This is a genomic window from Sphingobium sp. 22B (assembly GCF_001580035.1).
GTDB lineage: Bacteria > Pseudomonadota > Alphaproteobacteria > Sphingomonadales > Sphingomonadaceae > Sphingobium > Sphingobium fuliginis.
On sequence record NZ_LTAB01000010.1, the window covers coordinates 99,683 to 124,406 of the forward strand.

Consider the following 24,724-nt stretch of genomic DNA (forward strand, 5'->3'; position numbering starts at 1 on the left):
AGAACGTCGCCCGAAAAGGCGCGTCTCCAAGGAATGTGAATGGGTAGCAGTCAAAATGGCAAGGAGCAACGGCTCCTGGAAATATTGTTTCGCGTCGCGCCACTTTGACCCGAATGGCGCCAGGCGGTTTATCGCCCCTTATGTGAAGATGGTGTTAAGCCTGCCGTTCGGCAATGCTTGACGCATCATTCGGTTGTCGTTCGCCTGCGCGCGTGAAATTGCGCTGGACGGCGACGGGCCGCGCGGTGCACAAGCGGCGCATGCTCCAAAGTCTTGCGCTCGCAAGCATGATCCTTTCGGCCGTCCCCACTTCCGCCGACCCCCTCCATGGCGACCGGGCGAGCATGCGCTTCGACGCGCCCGCGCATATGGCGCCCCGTCCGGCGAAGCGCCTGCACAGCATCACCGTTCCCATCCCGCCGGTGGCGCGCGGCGTTTCCTTGCCCCCGGTGGAGGGGCCGCGCGATGCATCCCGCCCGCTGGTCGTGATCGATGCCGGCCATGGGGGCCATGATCCGGGCGCCGTGAACCGCGACAATGGCGAGCGCGAGAAGGACGTGACGCTCGCCATCGCGCTGGCGATCCGCGACCAACTGGCGCGCTCGGGCCGCGTCCGCGTTGCGCTGACCCGCAATGACGACCGGTTCCTGGTGCTGCAGGAGCGCTACGGCATCGCGCGCCAGCTCAATGCGGACCTGTTCATCTCCATCCACGCCGATTCGGCCGATGACGACCAGGCGCGCAGCGCGACCGTCTACACCTTGTCCGAAACCGCATCCGACCGCGAGGCGGCCCGGCTGGCGGCGCGTGAAAACAAGGCGGATATGTTGAACGGCGTCAATCTGGGTGGCCAGCCCAGCGATGTCTCTTCGATCCTCATCGACCTGACGCAGCGGGAATCGATGAACCTCTCGGTGGCCTTCGCCCGGTTGCTCCAGCGCGAGGCGGCGCCCTATGTGCCGTTTCGCGGCACGGCGCACCGCTTCGCCTCGCTGATGGTGCTGAAGGCGCCCGACACGCCGTCGGTGCTGTTCGAGGCCGGCTATCTCTCCAACAGCGCCGACGCGGCTTTCCTGGCGTCGAAGGCAGGCCAGGCCAACATCGCCAAAGGCGTCGCCCGCGCGATCGAAGTGCATTTCGCCCGCAGGCTGGCGGTCGGTAACGGCGGTTAGGGCCCGTCCTTGCCGTCTTGCCGTCATGCTGAAACAGGTTCGGCAGGACGCTTGGGCAATCAGGACCGGGCCGCCAACGCACTCCGGCCTCACATGGGCATTCCACTCTGGCGCTTCCCCCATTTTGACCTTACAGCCTCGACCATCATGGAAGAGGCACCCCCCAAATACGCCGCATCGTCCTTTGCTCAGCGCCTGCGCCGCGGCGCGAGCGGCTTTGGGGAACGCCTCCGGCCCCATTGGGACAAGCGCTGGTTCCGCTGGATCGCGATCGGTTTCGGCGGTCTCCTCCTCGCCTATGCGCTGTTCTGGCTGGTCTTCGCGCGCGGGCTGCCCGATGCGGCGACGCTGCTGGAATATGAACCGCCCCTGCCGACCATCGTGCGCGACACCAATGGACAGCCGGTCCACAGCTATGCCCGCGAACGGCGCGTGCAGCTCCAGTATAGCGACTATCCGCCGCTCCTCATCCGCGCCTATCTTTCGGCGGAGGACAAGACCTTCTTCGAGCATCATGGCGTCGACATCCCCGGCTTCATCGGCGCGGTTTTCGATTATGCGACCAAGATCGGGTCGGGCCAGCGCGCCCGCGGCGGCTCCACCATCACCCAGCAGGTGGCGAAGAACCTGCTGATCGGCGACGAATATTCCCCCACCCGCAAGGTGAAGGAAATGATCCTCGCCTATCGCATGGAGGGGGTGCTTTCGAAGCAGCAGATACTGGAACTCTACCTCAACCAGATATTCCTCGGCCGCAACGCCTATGGCGTGCAGGCGGCGGCGCGCGCCTATTTCGACAAGGATGTGGCCGACCTCAAGCTGCATGAGATGGCCTATCTGGCGATCCTGCCCAAGGGGCCTGCCAATTATCGCCCGGAAAGCCCGACCGGCCATGAACGCGCACTCGAACGCCGCAACTGGGCGCTGGGCGAAATGTACAAAAATGGCTGGATCACGGAGGCGCAGCGGAACGAGGCGCAGGCCCAGCCGCTCGGCACCGTGGCCGCGCACGGCTCCAGCTTCGACGCCCGCGCCGGCGGCTATTATATGGAGGAGGTGCGCCGCCGCCTGATCCAGCTTTTCGGGGAGAAGGCGGAGGATGGCCCCAACAGCGTCTATGCCGGCGGCCTTTGGGTCCGCAGCCCCTATGATCCGAAGATACAGGATCTGACGACGACGGCGTTGCGCAACGGGCTGTTGCGCTTCGACGCGGGCAAGGGATGGTCCGGGCCGGTCGCCAGGATCGACATGGATCGCGGCTGGAAGCGCGAGCTGGCGGCGAGCTATATCGACGTGGACTATGCCGGATGGCGCGTCGCCGTGATCGTCAGCCGGGATTCCTCCGCGGCGCAGATCGGCTTTTCCGATGGATCGACCGGCACGCTGCCCGCGGGCGCCGCGCAACTGCCCTATCGTAAGACGGGCGGCCCGGCCTTCGCCGCGATGAAGCCCGGCGACCTGATCGTGGTGGCGCGCAACGGATCGAGCTGGGCGCTGCGCAACGTGCCCGAAGTCTCCGGCGGCATGGTGGTGGAGGAAACCCATTCAGGCCGCGTCCGCGCCATGCAGGGCGGCTTCGACAACCGTCTCTCCTCCTACAACCGAGCCACGCAGGCGATGCGCCAGCCGGGATCGACCATCAAGCCCTTCGTCTATGCCGCCGCGCTGGACAATGGCATGACCCCGGCCTCGATCATCGTCGACGGTCCCTTATGCGTCTATCAGGGCGCGGGCCTCGGCCAGAAATGCTTCCGCAACTTCACCGGCGGCAGCGCCGGGCCGCAGACCATGCGCTGGGGCGTCGAACAGTCGCGCAACCTGATGACCGTGCGCGCCGCCAGCCAGACCGGCATGGACCGTGTCGTGCGCACCATCAAGGCGATGGGGATCGGGGACTACCAGCCCTATCTCTCCTTCGCGCTGGGCGCTGGCGAAACCACGGTGGAGCGGATGGTGAACGCCTATGCCATGCTCGCCAATCAGGGACGGCAGCTCAGCCCCAAGCTGATGGACTATGTGCAGGACCGGCGCGGCAAGGTGATCTGGCCGCTGCGCTGGCGCGCCTGCGACGGCTGCAACATGGCCAATTGGGATGGCAAGCCCATGCCCCGCTTCGGCTTCGAGGGGCGGCAGGTGATGAATCCCATGACCGCCTATCAGGTCGTGCACATCGCCGAAGGCGTGATCCAGCGCGGCACCGCCACCGTGCTGGCGGACCTCAAGCGCCCGCTGTTCGGCAAGACCGGCACCACCAACGGCCCGACCAATGTCTGGTTCGTCGGCGGATCGCCGGACATCGTCGCCGGCGTCTATATCGGCTATGACCAGCCGCGCAGCCTGGGCGGCTGGGCGCAGGGCGGCCGCGTCGCCGCGCCGATCTGGAAGGCGGCGATGACGCCGGTCCTCGAAACCATGCCCAAAACGCCCTTCATCGCGCCGGCCGGCATCCGTATGGTCACGATCGACCGCCGCTCGGGCAAGCGCGTCTATGGCGTCTGGCCGACCGACGAACCCAAGCCCGCCGTGATCTGGGAAGCGTTCAAGCCCGAATCCGAACCCCGCCGCTCGATCCGCAAGGAAGAGGTCGCCGCCCAGGACAAGGCCGCCGCCCGCATCGAAGCGACCGTCCAGCGCCGCCAGCGCACCGACAGCGACTTCCTGCAGGACCAGGGCGGGATTTACTGACAGGGCAGGGGGGTGGTCGCCGCCCTCCCTTTCCTTTGACCACGACATGCTGCCGCCAGGGCAGGAGCCGAGTCCCGCCGTCAGTGGAACACCGCATCGCCTGAACCGGGCTCTCATGAGTGCCTTCGCAGGAGCGCTTTGTGCTTAATGGCAGCCACTGTCGAACAGAGCGCCGCCTCAGCCCCTCTATCCGATAGCCTGTTCCGCCGGGATGTAGGGCAGTCCCAGAGCTTCCGCTACCGCCCGATAGGTGATCTGCCCGTTCCACACGTTCAGCCCGGCGAGCAGATGCGGGTCCGCCCGCAGCGCTTCGTTCCACCCCAGGTCGGCGATTCGCAGCGCATGGGGCAGGGTCACGTTGTTGAGCGCATAGGTGCTGGTCCGCGCCACGGCGCCGGGCATGTTGGCGACGCAATAATGAACGATGCCCTCGACGATATAGGTGGGGTCGTCATGGGTGGTGGGGTGGCTGGTCTCGAAGCAGCCGCCCTGGTCGATCGCCACGTCCACCAGCACCGCGCCCTTCTTCATGGTCTTCAGCATGTCCGCCGAGACCAGCTTGGGCGCGGCGGCGCCGGGGATCAGAACCGCGCCGATCACCAGGTCCGCCTCCGCCACGCATTCGGCCAGATTGGCGCGGTTGGAAAAGCGCGTCTTCGCCCGCGCCTCGAAATGAATGCCCAGCCGCTCCAGCACTTCCGGGCTGCGGTCGAGGATGGTGACGTCCGCGCCCAGACCCGCCGCCATCTGCGCCGCGTTGAAGCCCACCACGCCGCCGCCGATCACAGCCACCTTCGCGGGCAACACGCCGGGCACGCCGCCCAGCAGCACGCCTCGCCCGCCATGCGCCTTTTCCAGCGCGGTCGCGCCGGCCTGGATCGCCATGCGTCCGGCAACCTGGCTCATGGGCTTCAGCAGCGGCAGCCCGCCATGAGCGTCCGTCACGGTTTCATAGGCGATGCCGATCGCCCCCGACGCCATCAACTCCCGCGCCTGGTCGGGATCGGGCGCCAGGTGAAGATAGGTGTAGAGGATCTGGCCGGGGCGCAGCAGGGCGCGCTCCTCCGGCTGGGGTTCCTTGACCTTCACGATCATCTCCGCCGTGGCGAAGATGCCGGCCGGATCGTCGACGATCTCCGCACCCGCGCGGGCGTAGAGGCCGTCATGCGCGCCGATCCCCTCCCCCGCGCCGCTTTCCACCAGCACGCGGTGGCCGTGGGCGGTCAGCTCATGCACGCTCTCCGGCGTCAGGCCGACGCGATATTCGTGATTCTTGATCTCCCTGACGGTGCCTACGATCATGACCATCCTCTCCATCCTTGCCGGCGAAGCTGTAATGTCCGTCAGATAGGCATCGTTCCGGCAATTTGCCCGTTGCGGCGGAATGGAGCGTTCAGGGCGCCTCCCGCACCGGCACCGGCGCGTTGCAGAGGTCGACGCCGCCTGCGGGCCGCTCGTAGAAATCGTCCTTCCGGTTCGCCCGCAGGCGAAGGTAATCGGCAAAGCTCCGCGAGCCGACGTCCATCACCTGATAGCGTGGCCGCTGCGATTCCGGCAGGTCGCTGGCGAGGCGGACGGAGAGGATCGGCAGGCGCTTCTCCCCCGCGGCATAGAAGCCGAGATCGCCGGAGCCGCGTGGCAGGCTGGCGAGCAGGTCCATGCCTTCGATCACCCGGCCGACGACCGCGATATTGCGGTCGAGCTGGCGCGGGGCCTGGCCGATCACGGCATAAAGCTCGGCGCCGGTTCCCGCGTCCGGGGAAAGGTTCCGCGCCACGCCGACCATGGCATAGCAATGGGGCAGCCAGGCCGACGCCTCGTCCATCGCGACCGGCCAGCCATTGATGAAGCCGGTGCGCGGGGCATAGGCGTCGGGATAGGGCAAGGGTGTCACGGGCGTCTTGAGGGCTGCGAGGGGGCGGGCATAATCCGCCTTGATGTCCGTGGCGATGCCGGTGGGCAGGGCTTTCTTCTCGGTCACATCGCCCCATTGGGCGACATAATTGTCCTGCACGCGGTAGACGCTTTCGCCATCCCACCAGCCCGCGCGGGCGAGTGCGCGGATATTGGCGACGTGGGCGGGCGCGAAATCGGGCGCGAGCTGGATGACGACGCGCTTGTCGCCCTCGACCGTCATGACCAGCAGCGTATCGGCCGCGATGGCCTGCCATGCGCTGGCGGAGGCCTGTGCGACGATGGCGGACGGGGTGGCTGGCGCATCGGCGGCAAGCGCCGGGGAAGGCAGGAAAAGCGCGGCCAGGAAAGCGAGGGAACGGATTTGCATGATGCAATCAAGCATGGGAGGGAAAGGAAAGTAAAGCATCCCCTTGCCTAGCGCGCCGACGCACGATAGGGAGCCGCCTCCAGTGCAATGCGGAGCGGTGGCCGAGTGGTCGAAGGCGCTCGCCTGGAAAGTGAGTATACGTCAAAAGCGTATCGAGGGTTCGAATCCCTCCCGCTCCGCCACTGGACGGTCTTTCGCGAACTGCGGTGGACCGTCCAAATCCTCAAAAAAGCAAGCTATCTCAGGCGGTTGAAAAATTTTTTTCGGCCGTGCTGGTTCGCCTCGGATCGCCTCAGACCGCCGCCACGATTGGGAACAGGATTGGGGCTGGATATCGCCCTTCATGCCTCCCAGTTGAATGGGCGGAGGTCGTGATGGCACGCAGATTCAGCAACAAGCTGGTCGCCAAACAGGTGACGGCGATCAGCAAGCCGGGGAGGCACTCCGACGGCAACGGCCTCTATCTCCTGGTGAAGCCGAACGGTAATCGGTCCTGGGTTTTGATCCTGATCGGCGGGGGGCAACGCCGGGAAATGGGGCTGGGAACGCCCGAGGTCGTCCCCTTGTCGTTGGCCCGCAAATTGGCAGCGGAGGCGAAGGCGGCATTTGCCGAGGGACGCGATCCTATCGCTGAGCGGGTTGAGGCAAGGCCGAAGCCCACAGAGCCGGGTCCAGTGACGCTACCAGGACCGAAGCGTCGAGTCCGCGCGCAGGGCGGCATCACTTTCTGGGATTTTGCGGACAAGCTGATCGATGAAATCGAGGATGGCTTCCGCAACGATAAACATCGCAAACAGTGGCGGGCGACTTTGAAGACGCACGCGGCGAAGTTGTGCGAGATGGAAATCGTGGCGATCGCCACAGACGACATCGTGGCTACGCTGCAGCCGATCTGGCTCAAGGTTCCTGAAACAGCACGGCGCGTGCGAGGTCGGATTGAGCGGGTGCTTGATGCGGCGCGGGTCGCGGGTCATCGAGAGGGCGAGAACCCTGCGCGGTGGAAGGGTCATCTCGAACTGATGATGCCGAAACAGCGTAAGTCGAATGGGCATCACGCCGCGATGCCTTATGCCAAGGTGCCTGACTTTTACGGCAAACTGGAACGACGCCCTGCCACGGCTGCCCGCGCTCTGGAGTTCGTAATCCTAACCGCCGCACGAACGGGTGAAGTGATCGGGATGACCTGGAGTGAGGTCGATCTCGAGAACCGGTTGTGGACGATCCCTGCCCTTCGGATGAAAGCTGAGGCAGAACATTCGGTGCCGTTGACGGATCGCGCTGTCGCTCTCCTAGATGCGGTTAAGCCAAAAGATCCTCCTCCTCATCAGCTCGTCTTTCCGGCTCAGCGCGGTGGCAAGATGTCGAATATGGCGATGTCCATGCTGCTCCGCCGCATGGGGATCGACGGAATTACCGTTCATGGCTTCCGTTCCTCGTTTCGTGACTGGGCGGGCGAGGAGACCAACGTCGAGCGCGAGACGGTGGAGATGGCTCTGGCACATACAGTGGGCAACAAGGCCGAGCGCGCCTATCTGCGAGGTCGAGCACTGTCAAAGCGGCGAGCCTTGATGGAGGCTTGGGAGGGCTATTGTTCAGGGCGTTCTTCGGCAAGCAGTAGCCGAGGCTCGTAATAGGCCCGCTTCGGCAAGCTTCCAGTTTCTGATGAGGGTCAGCTTGCAGCCATTGTGTCGCAGCTGCCGCGAACAGAAAGCGAACGAGCTGCGGACAAGGTGAGCAGATGTTGTGTCCGTCGCCGGCAACGGACGCTATAAGGGCGTGATGAAGTTCATACACTCCGCCGATTGGCAGCTGGGCAAACCTTTCGGCCGCTTCGATCCCGATGTCCGCGGGGCGCTGACGGAAGCCCGCTTCGACGTCGTCGACGGGCTTGGGAGAGCAGCCTCCGAACATGGCGCGCAGCACGTTATCGTCGCTGGCGACATATTCGACACCGAAGGTCCGGAAGATCGAACCATCGTGCAGGCGATCTCGCGCATGGACCGGCACGCCTGCCGCTGGTGGCTCCTGCCCGGGAACCACGACTTCGCGCGGAATGGTGGCCTGTGGGATCGAGTTCGGCAACGTGCCGGCGACAAGATCGTCGTCCTCTCGGAACCCGAGCCCCGCGAGATCGAGGGGCAGATCTGGTTGCTGCCCGCACCCCTCATCCACCGGCACAACCTGGAGGATCCGACAACGCTCTTCGATACGATGGAGACGCCCGGCGCCCGGCTACGCATCGGCGTCGCACACGGATCGATTCGTGATTTCGGATCGCGCGGGGAGACAAAGAACCAGATCGCGCCGGACCGTGCTCGGCTGTCGAACCTCGATTATCTCGCGCTCGGCGACTGGCACGGGACCCTCAGGGTCGATGCGCGGACATGGTATTCGGGAACTCCGGAGACGGACCGCTTCCAGCGCGATGAACCGGGTGCGGCGCTCGTTGTCGAACTCCAGCCTGACCTTGCACCCACGGTGACGCCAATCCGAACGGGCCGCTTCGAGTGGCTGACGCGCGATTGGACGGTCAACGACAAGGTTGCCTTCGATGCCGAATGCGACGGTTTCCTTGCACATGTCGATGCCCCCAACACGCTTCTCCAGCTAAGCTTGGCGGGCATCACAAGCCTTGGCGACCGGATCGCGATGCTCGCGCGGCTCGAAAACGACCTGGGCTATCGCCTGCGTCATTTGGCCGTTCGCTCGGATGACTTGGTCGGGCGGCCGCGGGAAGAAGACCTTGCGGCGCTGGCCGTGGAGGGAATGCTCGGCACTGCCGCGACGAAGCTCAATGCAAAGATCGACGCTGGCGGCGCGGACGGCGCCATCGCGAAGCGCGCGCTTGAGCGATTGTTCGTCGAGTACAGCCGGGAGGAGCAGGCATGAGCCTCGTCATCCGACAAATCGCGCTCGATGGCTTTCGAAAATTCCGGACGCCATTTGCAATCGAAAATCTCTCGGACGGGTTGAACATCGTCATCGAACCGAACGAGACCGGCAAATCCACGCTGCTTGAGGCGCTGCGGGCCGCCTTCTTCGTCCGCCACAACACGCGCAATCAGCTCGCCCAGTCCTTCGCGCCCTACGGCGAGGCTGTCGGCCCCGAGATCAAGGTGACGTTCGACGTCGACGGATCCCCCTGGTCGCTGACGAAGCGCTTCCTCAGGAGCCCCTCGCTTGAGATTTCCGGTCCGCAAGGCCGGGCCCAAGGCGATGATGCGGAAGCGCGCCTGAACACGCTGTTCGGCTCGATCCGCGACACCAGTCGCGGCGGCGATGTTTCGACGTATGGGGCGTTGGGGTTGCTATGGGTTGCGCAAACCGAGGCGCTCGCCGTCGCGGGTCCGGGCCAGATCGTTCGCGACACGATCTCGTCCACGCTCGAAGCAGAGGTCGGCTCGATCATGGGCGGAGACGCCTATCGGCGCGTGCGCCAACGGATTGACGCGCAATACGAGCTTTACTGGTCGCCAACTGGCCAGAAGCGCGGCCGGCAGAATGACGCGAGGGAACGGGCTGACGCAGCGATCGCGGCCGCACGCGAGGCGAGTGAGCGCCTCGTCGCATTGGAGAGGAGCTTTTCCGACCTTGATGCCGCACGCGGGCGGCTCAAGATCATCCAGCGGGAAATCGCGGACGAGACCGATGCACAGTCTCGAAAAGAGCTGGTCGACTCCCTCGAGATCGCTCGCGCGGCAGCGCAAATCCTCTCGACCCGAAAGGCCGAGCAGGAGGCGGCCATCGCGAAGCTGAAGGGTCTGGAAGATCTAAAATCTCGGCACAGGGCGGCGACGATCTCGCGCGAGAGCGCCGTGACCGCGGTGGACGCAGCCCGCGCAAAGCGTGCCGAGCTCCGGGAGGGGCTTGCGACCGGCAAGACCAAGGTGGCCGCGGCACGCGAGGACCTCGAGGCGGCGCGCGGCGAGCGTCATGACGCCCGAGCGGCGCTTGCAGCGGGTGAACAGGCTGTTCGCCTCAGCCGTCGTCAGGCGGCGATCGCCGCCGCGCGCCGTCGCCATGACGAGTTGCTGAAGCTCGAGCAGTTGCATGGCGAGGCAAAGGCGCGCGCCGCAACCGCCATTCCGGCCCAGGCGATCGAAACGCTCGAAGCAAACGATCGTGCCGTGAACCAAGCTCAAGCCGTCGTGGACGCGGGCGCGACCCGACTGACGCTGTCCGGCGCCATCCAGGGGGTAACGATCGATGGTGAGCCGATGCCCGCCGGCGAGCGCACCATCACACGCGCCACTAGCATCGCGATCGGAGGGGCTCAGTTGATCGTCAGCCCGCCGGCCGCAGCTGCCAGCGCTGAAGAGACCCTTGCTGCGGCAATCCACAAACGGAAGTCTGCGCTCGACGAGCTCGACGTAGCCGATCTTGCGGCTGCTCGATCTCGCAACGAGGCGGCGCGCGATGCCGCCGCCGAAGTACGAACGCTTGCTGCACGGATCGAGGCGGCCACGCCTGCCGACGATACGCTGCAGATCGCAGCCGGCGCTGACGCGTTGAAACTGTTTGTCGCAGAGCTCGATCCCGAGGAACCCAAGGCGGAGGCCGTGCTCCCCGATGTGAACACGTTAGCCGCCGCCGTTGAGGCGGCCGACACGAAGCTCGCGCGGGCTGAGGGGACGCAGGACAGTGCGATCGCGGCGCTGCGACGTGCTGAAGAAGCTGATGCTCCCCTCGCACTAGTCGAAGCGGGTGCGGTGAGCGACCTTGCCAATGCGGCGGCCCTCCTCAACGAGATTGAGGCTCGCCCTGAATGGGAGGCACTTGATGTGGATCTAGAGCGAGCGCGAGAAACGGCAGCGCAAGCGGCCGTCCGCCTAGAAGAGGCCGAGCGGAATGCATCGGCGCATGATGTCGGCGCGATCAATCGCAAGATCGAGGTCATTGATGCCCGCGTCCGGGTCGCTGCTGAGACGCGCACGAAACTCGAAACCGAGATCGCCCGGCTTGAGGGAACGATCGAAAGCGAAGGCGGCCTTGGCCTGGCCGATCGCGCTGCGGCGGCTCAAGAAGAAGTCGAAGCAGCCAATGCTGCGCTCCAACGCGTCACGGAGGAAGCAGACACGCTGAAGCTGCTCCGCGACACACTGGAAAGCGCAAGAAACGAGACTGCCGCCAAGTTCGTCGGTCCGGTCGCGAATCGCGCGAAGCGGTATATCTCGCAACTGCTGCCAGACTGCGATCTTACCTTTGCCGAGGATCTATCCTTGGCGAGCGTCAGCCGGACTGGTGTCGACGAAAGCTGCGCCAATCTCTCTCGCGGCACCCAGGAGCAGCTCGCCGTCCTCACCCGCATAGCCTTCGCGGACCTTCTGCTTGAACAAGGGAAGCCGGTGTCACTGATCCTGGACGATCCGCTGGTTTATTCCGACGATGGCCGCCTCGATACGATGATCGAGATCCTGACAGAGGCATCGACGCGGATGCAGGTCATATTGCTGACGTGCCGGGATCGCGCCTTCCGCCACGTACCCGGAAACAGGATCCTCCTCCGTGCCGCCGCTTAGGCGATACCCACCGCCGGGGCGGGGGCCGCTCTCTGTCGGCAATGCCGGCAATACGGCTAACAACAATCCGCTCGCCGCAAGCCTGTTTAGGTTAAACCAACATCCGAAGCCGAGATAGAATCCATGCTCATCGAAAAGATCCAGGTAAAGGGATTTCGGCTCTTGGAAGACGTCGAGCTGCTGCTCGAACCGACTGCGACAGTCATCGTCGGCCGGAACAACAGCGGTAAAACTTCGCTCACCGAGATCTTTGATCGTCTCGCAGGTGAGCACGGCCCCAAGTTCAGACTGGAGGATTTCTCGGCCGGCACCCGAGGCAAGTTTCTCGAAGCAAAGGCGAAACGCGAGTCCGGTGGCAACCCGGAGGAGGTTCTCGCTCTCCTTCCGGCGATCGCGGTCACGCTCACGTTCAAATATGATCCCGACAACGGCGAGTTGGGCCCTCTCGCACCGTTCGTGATCGACCTTGATCCTGGCTGCTCGACCGCCATCGCGCGGATCGAATATGCTGCGTCGTCAGCCTCGCTCGCCACGTTGTTCGATGTTCAGGAGGCAGAGGACGGCAGCGACGGCATCGCTCATTTTTACCGCCAACTCCGTGACACATTGCCTCGAGCTTATCGCATAAGTGTCACTGCGATCGACCCCACGGATCCGGCTAACTTCCGCATGCTCGACGGGACCGGCGCACTATCGGCGCTCGTTCAATGCGGCTTCGTGCGCGCTCAACGAACACTCGACAGCAGCAAGCCAAGCGATACCGCCGTGATCGGGCGGCTCCTCGGAACGCTATTCCAGACCGCGAGCTCGATGACGGCCGCTGAGAGCGACCAAGCCCTGGCAGCCGCGCTGAAGACCTCCGTCAGTCAGATCGAACAGACGATTCAGAACGACTTCGACACGATGGTGAAGGACCTGCTGCCGGCACTGAGCGCGTTCGGCTTTCCGGGTCTCAACGATGCCGAGTTGAGGCCTGAAACGTCGCTAAACGTCGAGACGCTTCTATCGGATCACACGAAGATCTTCTACACCGGCCAGCACGGCGTCCATCTACCCGAGGGTTATAACGGCCTTGGCACCCGTAACCTGATCTACATGCTGTTGCAGCTCGAGACCTTTCATAAGGCGTACCGCGCTCGCTCGCTCCGGCCCGGTACGCATCTCGTTTTCATCGAAGAGCCGGAGGCGCACCTGCATCCCCAGATGCAAGAGGTGCTGATCGCACAATTGAACGCCGCCGTCGCGGCACTTTCCGCCAAATATGTAGGCGAGCCGGTCTGGCAGGTTCAGTTCGTCATCTCGACACACTCGCCGCACGTTGCAAACGCCGCCTCGTTCGAAGCGGTGCGCTATTTTCTGAGTTCGAGCCAGGATGCCGCAGGGGCGCGGCGTACCAAGGTCAAGGATTTCCGCAAAGGCAGCGCCGCTATCCCCCAGGAGGATCGCGAGTTCCTCCATCAGTACATGACCCTGACCCAATGCGATTTATATTTCGCGGACAAGGCGATCCTGGTCGAGGGGACCACCGAGCGCATCCTGATGCCTCGCATCGTGCGGCTCGTGGACGAAGGGCTCGCGCCCGAACGGAAGCTCGGCCGCCAATATATCACGACGATCGAGGTCGGCGGCGCCTACGCGCACATCTTCTACCCACTGCTCGACTTCCTCGAACTGAAGAGCCTGATCATCACCGACATCGATGCGGTTCGGATCGACAAGACCAAGGATAAGCCGCGCGCGGTCAAATGTCCTTGCGCCGAAGGCGAGCACAGCTCGAACGCCGCGATCCGAAACTGGTTCGCGGTCCCCAAGGGCCAGCAGATCAGCATCGAGGCGCTCTGCGCCAAGACGCCGGAAGATAAGCTCTCCCGCTATCGCTCAATCGCTTACCAGGTCCCGGAAGATGGCTCGAGCTGGTGCGGGCGGAGCTATGAGGATGCGCTGATCCTCGCAAATCCTGAGCGGTTTGGCCTGCCCGAGGAAGGCGATCGCGGATTGCTCGCGTGGGAGATGGCGCAAGACCTCAGCAAATCAGAGACCGCCCTGCGGTTCGCCATCCAGGAAGCGGATTGGGCCGTCCCTAAATACATCAAGCAAGGCCTGACCTGGCTGTCCGAGCCGCCCCCGCCTCCGGAAGCTCCGCCACCGCTTGCTGGTGTCGGCGCGGGCCCGCCGCCGATCGCGGCAGGCTCGGACGACAGTCCCGCCGCGCCTTCAAACGCCGCGCAGCAGTGCGATCTATGACGAACCCCGCGGTCGAAGCTGCCAAGGAGGCGCAGAAACGCGTTGACGCATGCTTGGACGAAGGTCGCAACTTCCGGCTGGAAGCCGGCGCAGGCGCCGGCAAGACCTATTCGCTGGTCGAGGCGCTCAAGAAGCTCATCAACGAGCGCGGTCGCGACCTGCAGTGGGCGGGCCAGAAGGTCGCCTGCATTACCTATACTGAGGTGGCGCGGGAGGAAATCGCGCAAGAGATTGAGCAGCACCCAGCGATCCTTGTGGAAACCATCCACGCGTTCTGCTGGGGGTTCATGTCCAGGTTCCAGAAGGATCTACGGGCGCTCGTCGCGGCCCTTGAGGACAAGCAGGACAAGATCGCTGAAGCAGGCGGTGTGGCCGATCAGATCGTGGAATATCAGCTGGGCTTCTTCGGTATCGACGAGAAGCGCATTACGCTCCATCACGACGATGTGCCACGATTCATGGCGCATCTGCTCGGGAAGCCGAAATTCCGGGCTCTTTTTGCCGCAACTTACCCCGTCATTTTCGTGGACGAGTATCAGGACACCGATCCGCATTTCATGGCGGCGCTGGCAGAGCACTTTCTAGCCACTGGCACCGGTCCCAGGATCGGCTTCTTCGGCGATCACTGGCAGACCATCTACCGTAGCGACTATGGTCTGGCGGCCTATCCCTCCCTTGAGCCGATCGACAAGGGGTCGAATTTTCGGTCGGTGCCCGCGGTGGTGAACGTGCTGAACGCGTTGCGACCGGAGCTAAAACAGGCCGTCAAAGATCCCGACGCTGTAGGCGAGGCGCGGTTCTTTCACGCCAACTCCTACACAGGCGAGCGGACCAGCAGTTCGTCATCCAAGAACGACACGCCCCCGGAGATCAGCCGCGAGTTTATGGCGAAGCTGATGGAGAGGCTGGAACAAGACGGGTGGGATCTGTCATCCGAGAAGACGAAGATCCTTATGCTGACGCATAACGCGATTGCCGCTGAGCGCGGCTATCCCACCATCGCGAAGGCTTATCGTTACAATGACTCCTTCGCGAAGAAGGAGGATCCGTTGATCGCCTTTCTCGTCGACACCGTGGAGCCGATGTGTCGTGCTTTCACCGAGAAGCGCTTCGGCGACATGTTCAGAATCCTTGGGTCACGACCAGAGCTTAGCTCGCACGAAGACAAGGTCGTGTGGGCGACCGACATGGCCGCGTTAGCGGACGCGCGCGCCAACGGAAGCATAGGCGACGTCGTCGATCTCCTGAAGGGAACAGGTCGACCTCGGCTACCGGACCGGATTGTTAGGCGCGAGCAGGAGCTTGCGGCGGCCGAAGACGGTGCGGAGTTGCCGCGCTCGCTCCAGGAGCATGGCCTCGTGCGAGAGGCGCCGTACCAGGAACTGGTCCGGCTCGCCGAATTCATCGAAGGCCAGACGCCGTTTGCGACACAGCACAGCGTTAAGGGCGCGGAGTTCGATAACGTCATCGTCGTGCTTGGCGGCGGGTGGAACCATTACAACTGGCCCCAGCTGCTTGAGCTGCTGACGACCGGCGCCATCACCGCGAAGAACGAGAAGGGGTATTATCGCGCGCGGAACCTCTTCTACGTCTCTGTCTCCCGGCCAAAGAAGAGGCTCGCAGTTCTGGCAACCCAGACGATGTCGGCCACGGCTTTACAGACCGCCACGCGACTGTTTGGTTCAGGCAGCATCGTTTCCATCACGCTCTAGTTTCGGGACTACCCTTTTCCAGAGGACCCTAAGTTTCACGAAGCAGCGTTCAAATGCGGGCACTTTGCTATTGTCGTTTCCCTAAACAGCAAGCTTCGTTTGGACGAGTTTCACCTTGCCCCTCGCACCGATTTCCCGAACATCGAATATCCGCGCAGGCGGCGTCACCAGCAGGTCGATCTCGGGCACAACGCCATCCAGCCAGTCCTTGACTTGGCGACGAAGGATTATGGCCCCGTGCCGCTGCTGATATTGCGAGACCTCGGCATTGGCGTCGACGGTAATGATCCGGAAGGAGAGCGGCCAATCACCGATGGCCGGCTCCCATATCCCGGCGAGATAGAAGAAATTCCCGTCGTCGAGTTTCACCCGGTAGCGCTTTTCACCGACCCGCACCTGAAATTCTGATGCCGGGATTAGACACCGGTGGCTCGGGAACGTCTTGCCCTCGGAGCGCACGAACCTAAACTCGACGCCATCGGTAAAGCGCGGATTGGACCCCCAGCGTGCCTTGATCAGTTGGGGTCGTCCGGGTTCATCCGGTTTGTACCGCACGATCGGCCGGAGATTGTCCTCCGGGGCGTCGGCTTCAAACGGAGTCGCGGTCGCGTCCATGATATGGAACATAATAAGAACGATGGTGAGTCGCAAGGCTGAGGAGATTGGGGTCCGACATGTGTAACGATTACCGCCTCGAAGTTGAGATCGCCTCGATCATGGAGGATTTCAATGATCTGGAGATTGCGATCGAGACGCCGGAGGGGATCCCCAACGTTGCTCCGCGAGCGGACATCAAGATCACCGACACGGCCCCGATCGTGCGCAGCAGTGCGGGCCGCCTGAGAGGCGAGCTCGTGCAGCGCCGATGGAGCTGGCCCGCGCTGAACAAGAAGCCGGTTTACAATTTTCGATCGGAGGGCCGCGAGTTCACGACCGGCCGCTGCTTGATCATCGCCGACGGCTTCTACGAATTTACGACCCCCGACGATCCGAAAAAGAAGCGCAAGGACAAATGGCTCTTCACGAAGAAGGGCGAGCCCTGGTTCTGCATCGCCGGCATTTGGCGGAGCAACCCTGATGTCGGCGAAGCCTTCACTATGCTGACCATGGAGCCTGGCCCGGACATCGCGCCCTTTCACGACCGTCAGATTGCGATCCTCGATCGTGCCGACTGGGCCGATTGGTTGGACCCGTCGGTTTCGGCGAAGGACATTCTCAAGGCCCTCCCGGCGGGCAGCCTTGCTGTCGAGCAGGTCGGATAAGCGCGGCCCCGGAACTGGCCGCCGCCGGAGCAGAACCCTCAGCCTTCCTCATCCGTTGAGTGCGGATATCAGGAGGCGATAATGGCCAAGCTCAGCACCGAAGACCGCGACGAATTATCCAAGAGCTCGTTCGCATTTCCAAAGCAGCGAAAGGAACCGCTCGAAAATGCGAGCCACGTCCGCAACGCGGTAGCACGCTTCAACCAGGTTAAGGACGTGAGCGACGACGAACGGGACGAAGCCTGGAAGCGGATCAAGGCGGCGGCAAAAAAACATGGCGTCGAAATCAGCGAGAAATCCTGGCGCGAGATCGGCAAGAGCTAGGTCACAGCGCACCTAAGCGATTCACGAGCCTTGACGAATCTCCGGACTCATCGGAACATAACGCGAACAAGTGAGTCGATGTTGCCCGATGTCCGCCCAACTCTCGTCCCTCGATCGGTCGTCCGCCGATCCGCTAGCCGCGCTTCGCGCGCAGCTCGCGCAGGCCCAAAGCCAGCGCGGGCCGGTGCTGGCGTTTGGGATTGAGGCGCTCGATAATCGGCTTGGGGCCGGCGGCATAGACGGCGCCGGCTTGCACGAAATCACCGCTGCCTCGCCGACGCTCGGTGACGATGCCGCCGCGACCTTGTTCGTCGCGGGGCTCGCTGCACGGTTCGCTACTGTGCCCGGCGCCAACGTCGCCTGGGCGCTCACCCGCTTCGATCTCTATGCACCCGGCCTCGAACAGGCCGGCCTTCCGGCTGCCAAGCTGCTCTACCTTCAGGGCAAGAACGAGACGATGGCGCTGGCGCTGGCCGAGGATTCGCTTCGCGATGGCAGCTTCGCCGCCGTGGTGGCCGAGGTGAAGGTCGCCGACCAGACCGCCACCCGGCGGCTGCAGCTGGCGGCGGCGGACGGTCGAACGCCGATGCTGCTGCTCCGGCGATGGGCGAGGTCCAATCGCGATCCGCTAGAGCGTCCGTCCGCGGCGATGACCCGCTGGCGGATCGGCTGCGCGCCTTCCGTGCCGTTGCCTGCGCCCGGCGTCGGCCGCGCCTGCTGGTCGGTCGAGCTGGTGCGGCAGCGAAACGGCAACCCATTCTCTCTCATGGTCGAGGCTTGCGATGACACGGGTCGCCTCGCTCTACCTGCCCCAGCTCGCCATCGAGCGGCTGCGGCGGTCGGAGCGGCCAGCCAGGCCGCTTGAACCGCGCGCTCTCGCGGCGCCGTTCCCTTCGCCCGTCGACGATGACCCCGGCGCCTGCTCGGTTCCGCGTGGCGGCGGCTGGCGACCGGGCGCGCGTTGGGCCCGTGACGGCGGGCTGACTAAGGCCCAAGTCATCGGCCAGATGGCGCAGCTGCCGGCCCATCAGCGGCCGCCGATGCGCATGCTCGGACGCCGGTCCGAACCGGTCGAGCATCCGTTCAAGGCGATGCCGCCAGATGAAGGCGGGCGCTCCGCGGCACCGATGCCCGTCAGGGGTTTCGGCAATGATCGGCCGACAGTTCTAATCGAACGTGTCGGGCAGCGCGAGGTGATCCGCTCTGCTTGCCCCGTCGCGTTATCGCTGGGCCTGACCCCCGGGATGGTCGCGGCCCATGCGCGGGCACTGGTTTCCGATCTCGACGTGCGGGACGCCGATCCCGCAGGCGACCAGGCGTGGCTCGATCGGCTGGCGCTGCACGGCGTCATGCATTGGACGCCGACCGCCAGCGTGTCGGGTGGCGATGGCCTGTGGCTCGACCTTTCCGGCACGACCCATTTGTTCGGCGGCGAAGAGCGCTTTTGCCGCCGGTTGCTCCGCTTCCTCCAGCGGCTAGGCTTTACGGCGCGCATTGCGATCGCCGGCACGCCGGGCGCGGCGCATGCGCTGGCGCGCTATGGCGGTAGAGACATCCTTGTTCTCGAACCCGGCACAGAGGCGGCGGCCCTTGCCGAGCTGCCGGTAGCCGCATTGCGGCTCGAGGCGGCCGCGCTGGCCGCCGCGGCGCGCTTTGGGCTGGAGCGCGTGGCTGATCTTGTCCGCCTCCCGCGCGGGCCGATGGCAAAGCGGCTTGGCCTCAACGCCGTGACCCGTCTCGACCAGGCGCTCGGCCATGTCGCCGAGCCGATCACGGCGGTGGTACCGTTCGAGGCGCCCGAGGTGTCGCGTCGTCTGCTCGAGCCGATCGGCACGCCCGAGAGCATCACACAGGTAATTTCGGATCTCGTCGATGACCTGATCGGCGTGCTTCGGCAGCGCGGGCTTGGCGTCCGCACCGCGTTGCTCGTCGCCGACAGGGTCGATGGCGAGGCGCAGCGCGTCGGGATCGGAGCGTCGCGGGCATCGCGCGACGCCAAGCACCTCAAGCGCATGTTCGGACTGAAGCTCGATCGGATCGAGCCCGGACTTGGAATCGAAGCGATGCACCTTACCGTGCCGCACAGCGAGCCGCTCGGCGCCAGCACGGCAGGATCGCTGGTGAGGTCCGACGAGGCGGTTACGGACCTCGCACCGGCGATAGACCAGCTGGTCGGCCGTGCCGGCGAGGACGCCGTGTTTCGTGTGGCCCCCAACGAAAGCGACGTGCCGGAGCGCGCGATCCGCCGTGTCGGCCCACTGGACGAACCGGCTTGCTGGCCGAGATGGAAGCGGCCCGTCCGCATGCTGCGCCGACCGGAGCATCTGACCCATGTCGTGGCGCTGCTCCCCGATCATCCACCACGGCGCTTCACCTGGCGCGGGCAGGCCTATCGCGTGACCGCCGGTGACGGTCCTGAGCGCATCCACGGCGAATGGTGGCGGACCGATACCGAGCTATGGGCGGTGCGCGACTATTTCCGCGTCGAGGTGGAGAGCGGCGAACGGTTCTGGCTGTTCCGGCGCGGTGATGGCGTCGAGCCCGAGACGGGCGATCTCAGCTGGTACATCCACGGGGTGTTCGGCTGATGGCCTATGTCGAACTTCAGGTGATGAGCCACTTCTCGTTCCTGCGCGGAGCGAGCTCGCCGGAAGAGCTGTTCGCGGCGGCAGCCCTCCAAGGTCATGGCGCGCTCGGGCTCGCCGACTGGGGTTCGGTTGCCGGCGTCGTCCGCGGCTGGGACGGCCAGAAGACCACCGGCGTGCGCATGATCCCCGGTGCCCGCGTCCATGCGACCGACGGCCATGACCTGCTTCTCTATCCGCAGGACCGTGCCGCCTGGAGCCGACTGACCCGGCTGCTGTCGATCGGCAAGGCCCGCGGCGGCAAGGGGTTCTGCATTCTCGACTGGGCCGACGTCATCCATCATGCCGAAGGGCTGGTCGGCATCTTGCTGCCCGATCTTCCCGACGAGGCGACCGCGCGCCAGCTCACCGACATGGCGGCGGCATTTGGCGCCCACGGATATTGCGCGCTCTCGTTCCGACGCCGGCCCGACGATGCGATCCGGCTCCATGAACTCGCCGCGCTCGCTGCTCGGCATGGCGTGCGGGCCGTCGCGACGGGTGACGTGCTCTATCACAGCCCGGAGGTGCGACCGCTTCAGGACGTGGTGACGGCTATCCGCGAGAAGACGACCGTGGATGCGCTTGGCTATCGGCGCGAGCGCTTCATGGACCGTCACCTGAAGGCGCCCGCGGAAATGGAGCGGCGCTTCCGCGCATTTCCCGACGCGATCCAGGCCAGCGCCGACATAGCGCGCGCCTGCACCTTCGACCTTGGGGAGATCCAGTACCAATATCCTTACGAGCAGGTGATGGTCGGCCGCACGGCGCAGGAAGCGCTGGCGGAAATGACCGAAGCGGCGGCGGTGGCAAAATTCCCGAATGGGGTCCCGCAGCGCTATCGCGACCAGATCGGGCATGAGCTGCGGCTGATCGAGCAGCTCGGCTACGCGCCCTATTTTCTGACGGTCAATTCGATCGTTGCCGAGAGCCGTCGGCGCGGCATTCTCTGCCAGGGCCGCGGCTCAGCCGCCAACAGCTGCGTCTGCTATCTGCTCGGCATCACATCGATCGACCCGATCCAGCATGAGCTGCTGTTCGAGCGCTTCGTCTCAGGCGAACGCAAGGAGCCGCCCGACATCGACGTCGACTTCGAGCATGAGCGACGCGAGGAGATCATCCAATGGATCTACGAGACCTATGGGCGCGATCGCTCGGCGCTGACCGCCGTCGTCACGCGCTACCGGACGCGCGGTGCGGTGGCCGAAGTCGGCAAGGCGCTGGGTCTACCGCGCGATCTCACCAAGATGCTGACCGGCCTCGTCTGGGGCTGGTCGATGGACGGGATCAGCGACGAGCAGATCGAAAGCCTCAACCTCAATGCCCAAGATCACCGGCTCAAGCTGACACTCCGTCTCGCGCGCCAGCTGATCGGCACGCCCCGCCACCTTTCCCAGCATCCGGGCGGGTTCGTGCTGACCCAGGACCGGCTTGACGATCTCGTGCCGATCGAGCCCGCCCGCATGGAGGACCGGCAGATCATCGAATGGGACAAGGACGATATCGACGCGCTCAAGTTCATGAAGGTCGACGTTCTCGGCCTCGGCATGCTCGGTTGCATGAACCGCGCCTTCAACCTGCTGGAGCAGGATAAAGGCATCAAGATCAGCATGGCCGACCTGCAGGAGGATGATCCCGAGGTCTACAAGATGATCCAGCGCGCCGACACGCTGGGCGTGTTCCAGATCGAAAGCCGGGCGCAGATGTCCATGCTCCCGCGCATGAAGCCTAAGGAATTCTACGATCTCGTGATCGAGGTGGCGATCGTACGTCCCGGACCCATCCAGGGCGACATGGTCCACCCATACCTTCGTCGCCGCGAAGGCAAAGAGAAGCCCGAATATCCCAAGCCCGAGCTCCGCGCCGTGCTGGAGAAGACGCTCGGCGTACCCCTATTCCAGGAGCAGGCGATGAAGGTCGCGATCGTCGGCGCCGGGTTCACGGCTGTCGAAGCCGATCAGCTCCGCCGCGCCATGGCGACGTTCAAGCTGACCGGGGGCGTCAGCCATTTCTACGACAAGCTGGTCAACGGCATGATTGACCGCGGCTATCCCAAGGATTTTGCCGAACGGACTTTCAAGCAGATCGAGGGCTTCGGGAGCTACGGCTTTCCCGAAAGCCATGCCGCGAGCTTCGCCAAGATCGCGTACGCGAGCTGCTGGGTGAAGCATCACCATCCCGATGTCTTCTGCGCGTCGCTGCTCAACGCCCAGCCGATGGGCTTCTATGCGCCCGCGCAAATCGTGCAGGATGCCGGCAAGCATGGCGTCGAGGTGCGGCCTGTCTCGATCAACCACAGCCATTGGGATTGCACGCTGGAGCGGACCAAGGGGCGCTTCATGGCCGTCCGCCTCGGCTTCCGGCAGGTGCGCGGGCTTGCCAACATTCACGGGGCGCAGATCGCGGTGGCGCGGGGTGGCACGCCTTATGCCAGCGTCGAGGAAGTGTGGCGGCGCGCCGACGTGCCGCGGGTGGCGATCGAACGTCTGGCCGAAGCCGACGCCTTCCACTGCATCGCGGAGGATCGACGGCAAGGCCTGTGGAAGGTCAAGGGGCTCGGTGAAGCCCCACTTCCCCTGTTCGCGGCCGCCGACGCCCGCGAGACGAGCTTCTCTCCGGAAGGCATGGAACCGACGGTGACGCTGGCGCCGTTGACTGCCGGGCGCGAGGTCGTCGAGGATTATCGCTCGCTCCAGCTGTCGCTGCGCGGCCATCCGATGAGCTTCCTGCGTGCCGAGCTCGACGCCATGCGGATCGCGCGCTGCGCCGATCTCGCGACCATCCGCGACGGGCGCAATGTCGAGGTCGCAGGCGTCATCCTCGTTCGCCAGCGCCCCGGCTCGGCCAAGGGCGTCCTCTTCATCACGATCGAGGATGAGACCGGCATCGCCAATGGCATCCTCTGGCCGAACAAGTTTGAGATCTACCGGCGCCAGGTCATGTCGGCCTCGATGATCGCCATGCGCGGCCGGTTGCAGAAGGAAGGCGAGGTCATTCACATCATCTGCGACCGCATCACCGATCACGACGACATGCTGCGCTCGATCGGCCGCACAAACTTCGCGGTCGCGCCGGGCCGCGGCGATGGCGCCCACAATGGTGGCGGGCCCGATCCCCGCGATCCGAGCTTCCCGCGCGGACGCACGCTGGCGTCGCCGCCGTTCGGCACGGTCCAGGAGCAAGAGGAAATCCTCCGCATCCGCAGCCATGACTTCCATTGAGGCGAGCGCACGTGCGACCGGCACCATCGAACGCGCGGTCAATGTCCTGCGCGAGGCCGCGGCCATCAAGGGCAAGGTGCAGACGCGCGGCGTTGCGCTGGCGCTCTGGGTGCTGCGCGGCCGCTGTCCCGACGAATGGCTGGTCGCATTCTGGGAGGCAGCCGGGTCGGATCACGAGATCGGCCGAAGCCAGGGCCTCCATGCTGCTTACAACGGCATCGTGCGCCAGCTTCGCACCAATGGCGCTCTCGCAGAAGAGGTCGCAAGGATGAAATGACCCTACCGACTTCCTATATCAGCACTTTAACAAGCACTTCCGCGGGAACGAGCACGCATGGCCAATGGCTGGGCGCCCGACGGCGCCGTTCAGGAGCAGATCGAGGACAGCGTGAAGGACGCGCTGGCGAGCGCGCGTGCGCGCATGCCCACGGGCGACGGCCTGGCCGAGTGCGAAGAATGCGGCGAACCGATCCCGGAAGCGCGCCGCCGCGCGCTGCCCGGCGCGCGCACCTGCGTCTCCTGCCAGTCCGCGCGCGACAAGCGCCCGACCTATTCCGGCATCAACCGGCGCGGCAGCAAGGACAGCCAGCTGCGCTGACCCAACGCCTATGAACCGCTTGCACCTTATCGCCGCGGCGAGCTTCCTTGCCTGCGCCTGGTCCGCTCCTGCGCTCGCCGATCCGTGCGAGGGCGCGTTGCCCGCCAGTGGCACCACCTTCGGCGGTGTCGTTCGCTATGTCGGCGACGGCGACGGCCTTTGCGTCGGTCCAGCCGGACGGCCCGATCGCTGGATCGAGGTCCGGCTCGCGGACTTCTATGCGCCTGAACTGCACGAAGCCGGCGGCCGCGAAGCCAAGCGGCGGCTGGAACGACTGGCGATGGGCAAGCCCCTGGTCTGCCGCGCGGGGCGGCGGAGCTATGACCGCGTGGTCGCCGCCTGCACGCTTGGCGGTCGCCCGCTTGGCATGCTGTTGCGCCAGGCCGGCGGGATCGAAGGCGGACGGGCTTGGCGGCCACGATCATGATGGCTGACCTGTTCGATGCCCCAATCGTCTCCGGCCTAACCACCCGGCCAGAGATTATCTCGACGGACGAGGAGGCTTCCCTCATCGGTAAGATCGATGCCGAGGGCCTCAGCCCGTTCCGGTTTCAGCAATGGACTGGCAAGCGCCTGACCCGGTCGTTCGGCTGGAGCTATGATTTCGAGAGCGGCCGGTTCGCGCCGACCGATCCGCTCCCGGACTGGCTCGAGCCGGTGAAAGCGCGGGCCGCCGCTTTCGCGGGCCTCGCGCCCGATCAGCTCGTCCAGGCCTTGTTGATCCGCTACGATCCCGGCGCGGGCATCGGCTGGCACAAGGACCGGCCAGTGTTTGAACATGTCGTCGGCATCTCGCTCGGCAACGCCGCGACGCTCCGATTGCGCCAGCGAACCGCCGGCGGGTTCGCGCGCGCGAAAGCCGAGCTCGCGCCGCGGTCGATCTATCATCTGACCGGCGAGGTTCGTCACCAATGGGAGCACAGCATCGCCCCGATGGAATTGCCCCGTTGGTCGATCACGTTCCGCAGCCTCAGCGATCGGGGCGCGTCGAAATCATTGCATCACAGCGACTTGGCGGATTGAATTTGGCGGCTGGGATCCCACATCCGCATTATCGTTCAACAACGGGAAGGAGGTGG

Annotated in this window: 19 protein-coding genes and 1 tRNA gene; 17 read left to right on the top strand and 3 right to left on the bottom strand. The window is 64.8% G+C overall.

Annotation, left to right across the window (positions count from 1 at the left end):
• The first annotated feature begins 212 nt into the window (after positions 1-212).
• Together A0J57_RS11470 and A0J57_RS11475 are read left to right on the top strand one after the other, a co-directional pair.
• The gene (locus A0J57_RS11470) at positions 213-1,172 is read left to right on the top strand and encodes an N-acetylmuramoyl-L-alanine amidase (protein WP_101756461.1); all 960 of its coding nucleotides are present in this window, start codon (positions 213-215) and stop codon (positions 1,170-1,172) included.
• A 147-nt stretch (positions 1,173-1,319) separates the two neighbouring features.
• Entirely contained in the window at positions 1,320-3,857 is a 2,538-nt protein-coding gene (locus A0J57_RS11475) for a penicillin-binding protein 1A (protein ID WP_061935834.1), read from the top strand.
• Positions 3,858-4,043: 186 nt separating this feature from the next.
• Here A0J57_RS11475 and ald read toward each other — a convergent pair whose 3' ends face one another.
• Positions 4,044-5,159 (bottom strand): alanine dehydrogenase, encoded by a 1,116-nt coding sequence (gene ald / locus A0J57_RS11480; protein WP_025551745.1) that lies wholly within the window; start codon positions 5,157-5,159, stop codon positions 4,044-4,046.
• A gap of 91 nt (positions 5,160-5,250) precedes the next feature.
• Positions 5,251-6,180, bottom strand: a complete 930-nt coding sequence (locus tag A0J57_RS11485; protein ID WP_082718656.1) for a peptidylprolyl isomerase — start codon at positions 6,178-6,180, stop codon at positions 5,251-5,253.
• Positions 6,181-6,232: 52 nt separating this feature from the next.
• Here A0J57_RS11485 and A0J57_RS11490 point away from each other — a divergent pair.
• The 6 genes from A0J57_RS11490 (at position 6,233) to A0J57_RS11515 (ending at position 15,616) form a co-directional block, all read left to right on the top strand.
• Positions 6,233-6,323: transfer RNA gene (locus A0J57_RS11490), tRNA-Ser, on the top strand.
• 192 nt (positions 6,324-6,515) lie between these two features.
• On the top strand, positions 6,516-7,772 hold the full coding sequence (locus A0J57_RS11495) for a site-specific integrase (RefSeq protein ID WP_061935701.1): 1,257 nt from the start codon (positions 6,516-6,518) through the stop codon (positions 7,770-7,772).
• Between the two features lie 148 nt (positions 7,773-7,920).
• Positions 7,921-9,030 (top strand): DNA repair exonuclease, encoded by a 1,110-nt coding sequence (locus tag A0J57_RS11500; RefSeq protein ID WP_061935840.1) that lies wholly within the window; start codon positions 7,921-7,923, stop codon positions 9,028-9,030.
• Positions 9,027-11,660 carry an AAA family ATPase gene (locus tag A0J57_RS11505; RefSeq protein WP_061935705.1) on the top strand — a complete coding sequence of 878 codons (2,634 nt, stop codon included), beginning with the start codon at positions 9,027-9,029 and terminating at the stop codon, positions 11,658-11,660. The genes A0J57_RS11500 and A0J57_RS11505 overlap by 4 nt, the downstream gene beginning before the upstream one ends.
• Before the next feature lie 123 nt (positions 11,661-11,783).
• The gene (locus tag A0J57_RS11510) at positions 11,784-13,904 is read left to right on the top strand and encodes an AAA family ATPase (RefSeq protein ID WP_061935708.1); all 2,121 of its coding nucleotides are present in this window, start codon (positions 11,784-11,786) and stop codon (positions 13,902-13,904) included.
• Positions 13,901-15,616 (top strand): UvrD-helicase domain-containing protein, encoded by a 1,716-nt coding sequence (locus A0J57_RS11515; RefSeq protein ID WP_061935710.1) that lies wholly within the window; start codon positions 13,901-13,903, stop codon positions 15,614-15,616. Before A0J57_RS11510 ends, A0J57_RS11515 begins: the two co-directional genes overlap by 4 nt.
• 81 nt (positions 15,617-15,697) lie before the next feature.
• On the opposite strand, the gene A0J57_RS11520 is transcribed toward A0J57_RS11515, so the two are convergent.
• Positions 15,698-16,231: an SOS response-associated peptidase family protein gene (locus A0J57_RS11520; protein ID WP_064232652.1), complete on the bottom strand. Its 534-nt coding sequence runs from the start codon at positions 16,229-16,231 to the stop codon at positions 15,698-15,700.
• A gap of 59 nt (positions 16,232-16,290) precedes the next feature.
• Between A0J57_RS11520 and A0J57_RS11525 the strand changes: the two genes are divergently transcribed.
• The 9 genes from A0J57_RS11525 to A0J57_RS11565 all read left to right on the top strand — a co-directional run bounded on the left by A0J57_RS11525 (position 16,291) and on the right by A0J57_RS11565 (position 24,668).
• The gene (locus A0J57_RS11525; protein ID WP_061935712.1) at positions 16,291-16,878 is read left to right on the top strand and encodes an SOS response-associated peptidase; all 588 of its coding nucleotides are present in this window, start codon (positions 16,291-16,293) and stop codon (positions 16,876-16,878) included.
• A gap of 81 nt (positions 16,879-16,959) precedes the next feature.
• The gene (locus tag A0J57_RS11530; protein WP_061935715.1) at positions 16,960-17,202 is read left to right on the top strand and encodes a DUF6582 domain-containing protein; all 243 of its coding nucleotides are present in this window, start codon (positions 16,960-16,962) and stop codon (positions 17,200-17,202) included.
• An 88-nt stretch (positions 17,203-17,290) separates the two neighbouring features.
• Entirely contained in the window at positions 17,291-18,067 is a 777-nt protein-coding gene (locus tag A0J57_RS11535) for an ImuA family protein (protein ID WP_173664350.1), read from the top strand.
• Positions 17,985-19,790: a DUF6504 family protein gene (locus tag A0J57_RS11540; RefSeq protein WP_082718657.1), complete on the top strand. Its 1,806-nt coding sequence runs from the start codon at positions 17,985-17,987 to the stop codon at positions 19,788-19,790. Before A0J57_RS11535 ends, A0J57_RS11540 begins: the two co-directional genes overlap by 83 nt.
• Complete coding sequence (locus A0J57_RS11545) at positions 19,787-23,047, top strand: error-prone DNA polymerase (protein WP_101756460.1); 3,261 nt, start codon at positions 19,787-19,789, stop codon at positions 23,045-23,047. Before A0J57_RS11540 ends, A0J57_RS11545 begins: the two co-directional genes overlap by 4 nt.
• A complete protein-coding gene (locus tag A0J57_RS11550) occupies positions 23,034-23,324 on the top strand; it encodes a hypothetical protein (protein WP_061935721.1) in 291 nt (96 codons plus the stop codon). The genes A0J57_RS11545 and A0J57_RS11550 overlap by 14 nt, the downstream gene beginning before the upstream one ends.
• Positions 23,325-23,381: 57 nt before the next feature.
• Positions 23,382-23,645, top strand: a complete 264-nt coding sequence (locus A0J57_RS11555; protein ID WP_061935724.1) for a DksA/TraR family C4-type zinc finger protein — start codon at positions 23,382-23,384, stop codon at positions 23,643-23,645.
• Positions 23,646-23,664: 19 nt separating this feature from the next.
• Positions 23,665-24,072, top strand: a complete 408-nt coding sequence (locus A0J57_RS11560) for a thermonuclease family protein (RefSeq protein ID WP_201030937.1) — start codon at positions 23,665-23,667, stop codon at positions 24,070-24,072.
• A complete protein-coding gene (locus A0J57_RS11565; RefSeq protein ID WP_061935853.1) occupies positions 24,072-24,668 on the top strand; it encodes an alpha-ketoglutarate-dependent dioxygenase AlkB in 597 nt (198 codons plus the stop codon). The genes A0J57_RS11560 and A0J57_RS11565 overlap by 1 nt, the downstream gene beginning before the upstream one ends.
• The last annotated feature ends 56 nt before the right edge of the window (positions 24,669-24,724 follow it).

Excerpts from the sequence above, each read along its gene's own strand:
- A0J57_RS11475 (WP_061935834.1), top strand. The coding sequence starts at position 1,320 with ATGGAAGAGGCACCCCCCAAATACGCCGCATCGTCCTTTGCTCAGCGC.
- ald (WP_025551745.1), bottom strand. The coding sequence starts at position 5,159 with ATGATCGTAGGCACCGTCAGGGAGATCAAGAATCACGAATATCGCGTC.
- A0J57_RS11485 (WP_082718656.1), bottom strand. The coding sequence starts at position 6,180 with ATGCTTTACTTTCCTTTCCCTCCCATGCTTGATTGCATCATGCAAATC.
- A0J57_RS11495 (WP_061935701.1), top strand. The coding sequence starts at position 6,516 with ATGGCACGCAGATTCAGCAACAAGCTGGTCGCCAAACAGGTGACGGCG.
- A0J57_RS11500 (WP_061935840.1), top strand. The coding sequence starts at position 7,921 with ATGAAGTTCATACACTCCGCCGATTGGCAGCTGGGCAAACCTTTCGGC.
- A0J57_RS11505 (WP_061935705.1), top strand. The coding sequence starts at position 9,027 with ATGAGCCTCGTCATCCGACAAATCGCGCTCGATGGCTTTCGAAAATTC.
- A0J57_RS11510 (WP_061935708.1), top strand. The coding sequence starts at position 11,784 with ATGCTCATCGAAAAGATCCAGGTAAAGGGATTTCGGCTCTTGGAAGAC.
- A0J57_RS11515 (WP_061935710.1), top strand. The coding sequence starts at position 13,901 with ATGACGAACCCCGCGGTCGAAGCTGCCAAGGAGGCGCAGAAACGCGTT.
- A0J57_RS11520 (WP_064232652.1), bottom strand. The coding sequence starts at position 16,231 with ATGGACGCGACCGCGACTCCGTTTGAAGCCGACGCCCCGGAGGACAAT.
- A0J57_RS11525 (WP_061935712.1), top strand. The coding sequence starts at position 16,291 with ATGTGTAACGATTACCGCCTCGAAGTTGAGATCGCCTCGATCATGGAG.
- A0J57_RS11530 (WP_061935715.1), top strand. The coding sequence starts at position 16,960 with ATGGCCAAGCTCAGCACCGAAGACCGCGACGAATTATCCAAGAGCTCG.
- A0J57_RS11535 (WP_173664350.1), top strand. The coding sequence starts at position 17,291 with ATGTCCGCCCAACTCTCGTCCCTCGATCGGTCGTCCGCCGATCCGCTA.
- A0J57_RS11540 (WP_082718657.1), top strand. The coding sequence starts at position 17,985 with ATGACACGGGTCGCCTCGCTCTACCTGCCCCAGCTCGCCATCGAGCGG.
- A0J57_RS11550 (WP_061935721.1), top strand. The coding sequence starts at position 23,034 with ATGACTTCCATTGAGGCGAGCGCACGTGCGACCGGCACCATCGAACGC.
- A0J57_RS11555 (WP_061935724.1), top strand. The coding sequence starts at position 23,382 with ATGGCCAATGGCTGGGCGCCCGACGGCGCCGTTCAGGAGCAGATCGAG.
- A0J57_RS11565 (WP_061935853.1), top strand. The coding sequence starts at position 24,072 with ATGGCTGACCTGTTCGATGCCCCAATCGTCTCCGGCCTAACCACCCGG.